Origin of the sequence: Hydrogenovibrio sp. 3SP14C1 (assembly GCF_029625905.1) — a bacterium.
Taxonomy (GTDB): Bacteria; Pseudomonadota; Gammaproteobacteria; order Thiomicrospirales; family Thiomicrospiraceae; genus Hydrogenovibrio.
Genome location: NZ_JARTLM010000150.1, coordinates 1 through 265 on the forward strand (window position 1 = coordinate 1; position 265 = coordinate 265).

Genomic DNA, 265 nt, shown 5'->3' on the forward strand with positions numbered 1-265 from the left:
CGCGAACCCATAGTGTTAATACCCATTTGAAGTAAAATCCGGCACAAAGGCTCCGCGTGCTAATCGTTTGACCTGCGTTGTCACTTGACCATCAGCGTGCAATTCAAGCTCACGCCAACCGGGAGAGCATTGATCTAACGCGAAATCATCAGAATTCGGTTTAAACTGTACACAAGTGGAGGGACTCGCCATTACTTTTACTCCGGCATAAGTACGATCCATATCTTGATGAACATGACCAAACAAAACGGCTCGTGCGTTTTGA

General features: G+C 46.4%; 1 pseudogene. It reads right to left on the bottom strand.

Going from position 1 to position 265, the window contains the following annotated elements:
- Positions 1 to 15: 15 nt before the first annotated feature.
- Positions 16 to 265: pseudogene (locus P8629_RS12010) on the bottom strand (metallophosphoesterase); the annotation flags it as partial.